Source organism: Angustibacter speluncae (assembly GCF_054777815.1).
Genome location: NZ_BAAHAF010000175.1, coordinates 1 through 5,721, shown reverse-complemented (window position 1 = coordinate 5,721; position 5,721 = coordinate 1). Strand labels below are relative to the sequence as shown.

4 protein-coding genes are annotated in these 5,721 nt (G+C 76.1%); 3 read left to right on the top strand and 1 reads right to left on the bottom strand.

What is annotated here, in order from left to right:
• Nucleotides 1-130: 130 nt before the first annotated feature.
• A complete protein-coding gene (eno, locus tag ACYVKY_RS19920) occupies nucleotides 131-1,423 on the bottom strand; it encodes a phosphopyruvate hydratase (protein ID WP_460436730.1) in 1,293 nt (430 codons plus the stop codon).
• 205 nt (nucleotides 1,424-1,628) lie between these two features.
• Here eno and ACYVKY_RS19915 point away from each other — a divergent pair, with 205 nt between their 5' ends.
• The 3 genes from ACYVKY_RS19915 to ACYVKY_RS19905 form a co-directional block, all read left to right on the top strand.
• Nucleotides 1,629-3,056, top strand: a complete 1,428-nt coding sequence (locus tag ACYVKY_RS19915; protein ID WP_460436729.1) for an O-antigen ligase family protein — start codon at nucleotides 1,629-1,631, stop codon at nucleotides 3,054-3,056.
• On the top strand, nucleotides 3,040-4,650 hold the full coding sequence (locus ACYVKY_RS19910) for a lipopolysaccharide biosynthesis protein (RefSeq protein WP_460436728.1): 1,611 nt from the start codon (nucleotides 3,040-3,042) through the stop codon (nucleotides 4,648-4,650). The genes ACYVKY_RS19915 and ACYVKY_RS19910 overlap by 17 nt, the downstream gene beginning before the upstream one ends.
• Nucleotides 4,651-4,749: 99 nt before the next feature.
• The coding region (locus tag ACYVKY_RS19905; RefSeq protein ID WP_460436727.1) for a Wzz/FepE/Etk N-terminal domain-containing protein at nucleotides 4,750-5,721 on the top strand (972 nt) is incomplete at its 3' end.

Sequence of the window (5,721 nt, the reverse complement as noted above, 5' to 3'; positions counted from 1 at the left end):
ACCGCCTCGGGCCTGGCCTGCGCGGGGCGCGCCTGCTGGGGACGCGCCTGCTCCGGCCGCCGCCCGCGCGCGCCCGACCCCGAGGAGGCGGTGCTCCTCGGGGTGGGCGGACGGCGGGCGGGCACGGGGCTCAGCCCTGGCTGCGCGCGGCGAACCGCGGGAAGGCCTGGGCGCCGGCGTAGCGGGCGGCGTCGTCGAGCTCCTCCTCGATGCGGAGCAGCTGGTTGTACTTGGCGACGCGCTCGGACCGGGCCGGGGCGCCGGTCTTGATCTGCCCGCAGTCGGTGGCGACGGCGAGGTCGGCGATCGTGGTGTCCTCGGTCTCGCCGGAACGGTGGCTCATCATGCAGGAGTAGCCGTTGCGGTGGGCGAGGGCGACGGCATCGAAGGTCTCGGTGAGCGAGCCGATCTGGTTCACCTTCACCAGCAGCGCGTTGGCCGCGCCCTCGCCGATGCCGCGCGCGAGCCGGGTGGGGTTGGTGACGAACAGGTCGTCGCCGACGATCTGCACCTTGCCGCCGAGCTCGGCGGTCAGCGCCTTCCAGCCGTCCCAGTCGTCCTCGGACAGCGGATCCTCGATGCTCACCATCGGGAAGGACGAGACCAGCTCGGCGTAGTACGCCGTCATCTGCTCGGACGTGCGCTGCTCGCCCTCGAAGGTGTACGAGCCGTCGGCGTGGAACTCGGTGGCGGCGACGTCGAGCGCGAGCGCGATGTCGGTGCCCAGGTCGTAGCCCGCCTTCTCGACGGCGCGGGCGATCAGCTCGAGCGCGGCGCGGTTGCTCGGCACCGACGGGGCGAAGCCGCCCTCGTCACCGAGACCGGTGGCGAGGCCCTCGGACTTCAGCACCGACTTCAGCGAGTGGTAGACCTCGGCGCCCCAGCGCAGCGCCTCCTTGAACGACGGTGCGCCGATCGGGGCGACCATGAACTCCTGGATGTCGACGCCGGAGTCGGCGTGCGCGCCACCGTTGAGGATGTTCATCATCGGGACGGGCAGCACGTGCGCGTTCGGCCCCCCGAGGTAGCGGAACAGCGGCAGGCGGGCCGACTCGGCGGCAGCCTTGGCGACGGCGAGCGAGACGCCGAGGATCGCGTTCGCGCCCAGCGTGCCCTTGTTGTCGGAGCCGTCGAGGTCGAGCATCTCCTGGTCGACCAGGCGCTGCTCGTGCGCGTCGAAGCCGACGAGCTTGGGGCCGATGGTGTCGAGGACGGCCTCGACGGCGTCCTGCACGCCCTTGCCCAGGTAGCGGGACTCGTCGCCGTCGCGGCGCTCGACCGCCTCGAACGCGCCGGTCGACGCACCCGAGGGCACGGCCGCGCGCGAGATGGTGCCGTCGTCGAGGGCGACCTCGACCTCGACGGTGGGGTTGCCGCGCGAGTCCAGGATCTCGCGCGCGCCGACGGCCTCGATGATGGCCACGGTGTCTCCTCGGTTCGGTCTGCGTTCGTCGGGCCCGAGCCTAGACGCGACCGCGCCCCCCACCGCCCAGGCGCTCCGGCATGCGGACGGACCCGCTCGCCCGGTCCGGTGGTCCTCCCCCGCGCGCCGCCGGCGGCGGCGTCCGCGCGGCTACCCTGACGACGGCGCCGGCAGGTGGTGCCGCGACCGGCGACCGGAGGTGCGCGTGAGCTCGACGCAGGTGCGCCCACCCGTCCCGGCCGACGAGCCCGCACCGGACCCCGCCGCGGGTGACGCCGGACGACCCGCCCACCCGCGGCTCGCGCTGGCCGCCCGCGTCGTCGTCGCCCTCGCCGTCGTGCCCGCCGCGGTGGTGAGCGCCGTCGGCCTGCTCGACGGCGACCGCGCCCAGGCGGTGCTCCCGCTCGCCCTCGCCGGTGCGCTCGCGCTCGGCGCCCTCGCGCTCACCCGGTTCTCGTCGTTCGTCCTGGTCGCGCTGGCCGCCCGCTCCAGCCTCGACCTGGTGAAGCTGTCGCGGGGCGACTCCGGCGTCGAGCGCTGGCTCGACCCGGCCAGCCTGCTGTCGGTGCTGCTGCTCGTGGCCGCGCTCGCCTGGCTGGCGGCGCAGGCCGCGTCCGGGCGGTCGCTGCGCGGCTCGCCGCTGCGCACCGCCCTGCTGGTGTTCGGGGCGGCGGCCGTCATCAGCGTGCTCGGCTCCGACCACCCGCAGGCGGGTGCGGTCGAGGTGCTGCGCCTGCTCAGCATCGTCACGATGTTCGTGGTGGTCGAGCAGCTCGTCACCGACCGCGGCTCGCTCGTGCGCGTGATCGCGGCGGTCTACGCCGGCCTGGCGGTGCCCCTCGGGTACACGGTGCTCGGCTACCTGCTCGGGAACCCGCCCACCGAGGAGGGCAGCGGGCTGCTGCGGCTGACCGGCCCGTTCGACCAGTCCAACACCTTCGCGCGGTTCCTCGCGGTGATGATCGTGTTCGGCATCGCCCTCTACCCCGCGCTCGAGCGGCGGCTCAAGCTGCCGATGGCGCTGGTGCTCGCGCTGTCGACCGCGTTCCTCGCGCTGACCCTCACCCGCGCGGCGGTGGCGGCGGCGGTCGTCGGCGTCGTCGTGGTCGCGATCGCGCAGCGCCGGGTCCGCACCCTGGTCGTGCTCGTCGTCGCCGGCCTGCTCGCCTTCGCCGCGGTGCCCGACCTCGGCGCCCGCTACGCGGCGCTGTCGGTCGAGTCGGAGGAGGACGGCAACGGCCTGCGCTGGCGCCTCGACTACTGGGCCGAGGTCGTGCCGCTCGTCCAGGAGAACCCGGTGACCGGCATCGGGCTCGGCACCACCGAGCTGCGCACCGACGAGGCCAAGAAGCCGCACGGCGACGTCGTCCGCGCGCTCGTCGAGACCGGCGCGCTGGGGCTGGTCGCGTACCTGTCGATCCACCTGCTCATGCTGCGGACGGGCTGGCAGGCGCTGCGGCGCAGCGCCCGCGGCACCCTCGAGCACGCGGTCGGCGCCGGCGCCCTCGGGGTCGCCGCCTGCTTCTCGGTGGGCAGCATCGGGGCGAACCTGATGTCCAACGTCGTGAGCATGTGGCCGCTGGTCGCCCTGGTGGCCGCCGCGTCCGCGATCGCCCGTGCCCGGCGAGACTGACGCCGACCGCGCGCCCGACCGCGCGCCCGAGCCGCCGGACGGGGCGGACGGGCGCGCCGCCGTCAGCACCCGGATGGGGCGCAGCAGCCTGCTCAACCTGGTCGGCGCGTTCACGTCCCAGCTCTCCCTGTTCGTGGTGTTCACGGTGCTGGCGAGGTCCGGCGCGGACGAGGTGGGGCGCTACACCACCTGCTACGCGGTGCTGTCGCTGCTGACCCTGCTGTCGATGGCCGGCCTGCGCGCCGGCCTGACGCGCTACGTCGCGACGGCGCTCGCGGACCGCGACCTGGGCCGGCTGCGCGGCACGCTGCGCCTCGGCCTCGGCGTCACGGCGCTGGTCGCGCTCGTGGCCGGCACCGGCCTCGCCCTCGCGGCACCCGCGGTCGCCGCCGTCATGGACGACCCCGCCCTGCGCCGCGGCCTGCTCGTCGTCGCGGTGACCGTCCCCGCCCTCACCCTCACCGAGGCGCTGCTGTCGGCCACCCAGGGCTGGCGGACGCAGCGCCCGTTCACGCTGGTCGGCCGCATCGGCGAACCCGTCGCGCGATGCCTGCTCGGGGTGGCGGTGCTGGCGGCGGGCGGCGACTTCGTCGACGCGCTCGCCGTGGGCGCGCTCACCGCCTGGGTCGCCGCCGGCGCCGCCGGCTGGTGGCTGCTGCGGCTCGTGCGGCGCGCGCGACGCGGGCTCGAGCCCGCCCCCGCCCGCTACGAGCCCGGGGCGATGCTCCAGTTCTCCGCGGTCAGCTGGGTCTCGAACCTCGCGGCCAACGGCCTGATCTGGACCGGCACCCTGCTGCTGGGCGTGCTCGCCACCCAGGACGACGTCGGCACCTTCTCGGTCGCGACCCGGCTGGTCACGCTCGCCGTGTTCGTGATGGCGCCGGTGAACGCCGCCTTCACCCCGCACATGGCGCACCTGCACCACCGCGGCGACCTCGCCCGGGCCCAGGAGGCGTACGGCAGCGCCACCCGCTGGATCGTGACGCTGTCGGCGCCGGCCTTCGTCCTGCTGCTCGTGCTCGCGCCGCAGCTGCTCGGCTTCTTCGGCCCGTCCTACCCGGACGCCGCCGCGGTGACGGTGGTGCTCGCGCTCGGCCAGCTGGTGAGCGCGGCCGCGGGGCCGTGCGGGACGGTGCTGACGATGTCGGGCCGGGTGGTGCTGTCGATGGCCGACAACATCGGTGCGCTGGTGCTGCACGTCGTGCTGACGCTGCTGCTCGTCCCGGTGACCGGCGTGCTCGGGGCGGCGATCGCCTGGAGCACCGCGCTGGTGCTGGTGAACCTCGCGAAGCTGGCCCAGGTGCGCTCGCTCGGGATGGTCCCCCGAGGCGCCGGGTGGGGCCGGGTCTCGCTCGCCGCGCTGCCGGCCGCGGCGGTGGCCCTCGTGGTGCGGGCGCTGACCGACGACTGGGTGCCGGCGGCGCTGGTGGGCGGCCCGCTGGTGCTGCTCGCCTTCGGAGGCACGCTGCTGCTGCTCGGGGTCCCCGAGGAGGACCGGGCGCTCGCGCGCTCGGTGCTGCGCCGCCGCGGCGGGCGCCGGGCCGGCGGTCGCCCGGCAGGTGGTCACCGGGCCGGCGGTCGCCCGGCCGGGTGACGCGGGCGGCGGGACGGGTGGTTCCCCCGGACGCCGGACGGGCGCCGCCGCCCGGCAGGTAGCGTGACGACCGGTGCGGTGGGAGCCGCGAGGACGACGGTGGGGACGGACGTGGAGACGCTCGAGTACGTGACGCGCGCGCGCCACCTGTGGTGGATCGTGCTGGTACCGCTGCTGGCGGCGGCCGCCGGTGGCGCCTGGGTGCTGCAGCAGCCCCCGACCTGGACGGGCACCGCGACGGTGCAGCCGGTGGTCACGGGCGCGACCCCGTCGTCGCAGGGGTCCGGCGGCGTCAACTCGAACGAGTACGTCTCGGCGTTCCAGGCGATCGCGACGGGGGCGCCGCTGCTCGCGCGGGTCTCGGACGAGACCGGCGTGCCGGAGCGGCGGCTCGGCCGCGACCTCGAGGTGTCGCGCTCCGGCGAGAGCACCTCGCTGGTCGTGCGGTTCGCCTCCCCCGACCGCGACGACGTCGAGCCGGTGCTGCGCGCCGTCACCACCGCCACCCTCGAGCAGGTGTTCCAGGGCGAGGTGGTGCAGGCCGAGTCGGCCGTGGCCCGCGCGCAGGAGCAGGTCGCCGCCGCCGACGCGGCGCTGACCGAGTTCGGCACCCGCACCGGCGTGGCCGACCCGGGCCGCGCGTACCAGTCGCTGCTCACCCAGCTGAACACCCTCGACGCCCGCCGGGTCGACGCGCTCGCGTCCGGCGACTCGTCCCGGGCCCGCGAGCTGGCCGCGGAGGCCGACCGGGCGCGCGCGACCCTGCCCACCTACGTGCCGCTGCTCACCGAGTACGACCAGCTGACCGCCGACCGCGACGCCGCCCAGGACCGGCTCGACCGGGCGCGCGAGCGGCAGGACGTCGCCGCCGGCCGGGTCGCCGCCACCACCCCCGAGAACGTGGTGTTCGTCGAGGGGCCGGTGCAGCAGTCGCAGCTGGTGGCCGTCGCCCGCACCGCGGCCGTCGCCGGCGCGGTCGCGCTGGTGCTCTGCCTGCTGCTCGCGTCGGTGCTCGCCCAGGCCGCCCGCTCGCGCGCCGAGTCCGGGCGCACCCGCCGACCGCGCCGGCGC